The 1,953-nt window shown below is 38.9% G+C and carries 3 protein-coding genes; all 3 read right to left on the minus strand.

The window, feature by feature from the left end; genetic code table 11:
* Positions 1-225: 225 nt before the first annotated feature.
* The gene (locus MCO_RS04990; protein WP_007553013.1) at positions 226-690 is read right to left on the minus strand and encodes an SMI1/KNR4 family protein; all 465 of its coding nucleotides are present in this window, start codon (positions 688-690) and stop codon (positions 226-228) included.
* Positions 687-989: an HNH/ENDO VII family nuclease gene (locus MCO_RS11170; RefSeq protein WP_371137041.1), complete on the minus strand. Its 303-nt coding sequence runs from the start codon at positions 987-989 to the stop codon at positions 687-689. The genes MCO_RS04990 and MCO_RS11170 overlap by 4 nt, the downstream gene beginning before the upstream one ends.
* Before the next feature lie 3 nt (positions 990-992).
* The coding region (locus MCO_RS09820) for a VENN motif pre-toxin domain-containing protein (protein WP_007553016.1) at positions 993-1,953 on the minus strand (961 nt) is incomplete at its 5' end.

Genomic DNA, 1,953 nt, shown 5'->3' on the forward strand with positions numbered 1-1,953 from the left:
AATCACAAGATCATCAACCGCATTTTTTTCAGTACCAAAATTGATAATATCATCATCATATTTATTAACCTTATCAATTAAGACTGCAACATCATATAAGGTATAGGTTTTCATCAATTATTCTCCCCCCTAAAAAATATTAACAATATTTACATTCTTGAAAATGAAAAAGAACGGCAGCTTTGCCCGTGCACTTCGAAAACAAAGTAGTCATAAAAAAGAAATTTATTCTAGATTAGCTTTAATTCTTTTACAGAGAAATTCATAAAAGTTACTTGCGTAATACTGGGGATCGCTAGGTGGAAACTTAAGATAGAGTGGACATTCACCATCCTGAAACTGAGAATAATCGAAATAAAATGTCTCACCAAAATCTGTTCTATTCACAACAAGTTGCTGTGGTTTTGCTAAACCATTTTTTATATCTGTTAAGTGATAATAAACAATATCACCAGCAGGATTATCTTCAAAACTTGCCTTATAAATGCTAAAAATTTCATAACCTCCAATTTCTCCTCCTCCATAATTTTTTAAAAAACTCTTGTAGGAAAATGTGAATTGTAAACCAAGAGTTTTCTCTGCTTTTTCAATCAATATATCATCAGGTGCATCCTCTGCAGTGCCAAAGTCGATAACATCCGGATACTTATTAATTAATTGTGCAACATCAGATAAAGTGTAAGTTTTCATAATTTGTTCTCCATAAATTGTTGTTGTTTTAGCTTCATCTTTTCTTCTATAATTTTAGCCCGTTCTTGCCAATATTTTGGTCTCCATCTATCGAAAATATCTCTATCGATACCTGATCCCATTGTGTTGGGATTAATATGAATAACAGAGTTATACTCGTTATGAAATGCGTTGGTAACCTCTGCTATGGGACCATCATGTATTTGCAGCATATGATGCAATTCAATGGGCCTATTATCAGCATCAAGAGGAGCTCTTCCTGTCTTCATTCTCTCAATATTTGTACCTTTTATTTCTATTCCTCACTGTCTCCAAGTAACAATTCTATTAGGGTCAAACAAATCTTCTCTTTGATAAACTTTGTTTGTCTGAGTAATTTTTTCTCCCTTGTAAGTCATTTTAAACTCAACCTCAATGGGATCCGCTGACCAGAATTTTCTTTCCTGACCCAAATATTGCGTTGCAACAATTTCATCGCTCATCTTTCCAATTGATTGAGCGATTTCCTCTCCTGTTTTAGCAACAGTTTTTTCAGTCTGAGCAGCGAATTTGATGAGATCTTTTTCTAAAAGCTTGCCCGCAAGCTTTCCGCCTTCTTTGGCTATTGCCGCAGCACCTCCACTAGCCACTACAGAAGCCGCTTCCCCTAGTGGTTCACCTGTCATTTTGCCGAATTCAAAACCGGCACTGAATGCTCCATCCCCTCCCTCTTTATCCATCGTTTCCGTTATGTGATCTATATGCCCTACAAAAGAACCCTTAACACCTCCCCAGAATTGACCAATACTTCCGAAAACATCATCAACCACATGTCCGCTCGTGGACCAAGATATTGCCGTTCCAACGCCTTTAATAGCCGTTTTACCGCTCTCAAGTGGATTGCTAACTATTGCTAACCCTATTTCCACAGCGCTGTCAGCTAACTCATATAATCCTTTTCCTATTTCTTTTCCGGTACCGACAATAAAACCAGCCGCCGCGCCTATAGCAAAAGTCCTATCTTGTTGTTCATCAATCTCATGCCATTTCTCGTTAACATCTCTTCGACACTGATCGTCAGTACATTCTGCTAGTTCTTTCTCCATCTGAGCTTGTTGCGCGCTGCTGAGGTAATTATTCTCTGCGGCATTCCCTGCGGCATCGGCACCGGCATTGACATCACCGCCAGCAAGGGCAGCAGCAACGCCCCCCGCAGCACGTGCGATATCAATGGTGTGCTCTCTAAAATCAGCAAACTGCGCATCAATCTTAGCAGTGATGCGG

It is taken from the genome of Bartonella sp. DB5-6 (assembly GCF_000278115.1).
GTDB classification, from domain to species: domain Bacteria; phylum Pseudomonadota; class Alphaproteobacteria; order Rhizobiales; family Rhizobiaceae; genus Bartonella; species Bartonella refiksaydamii.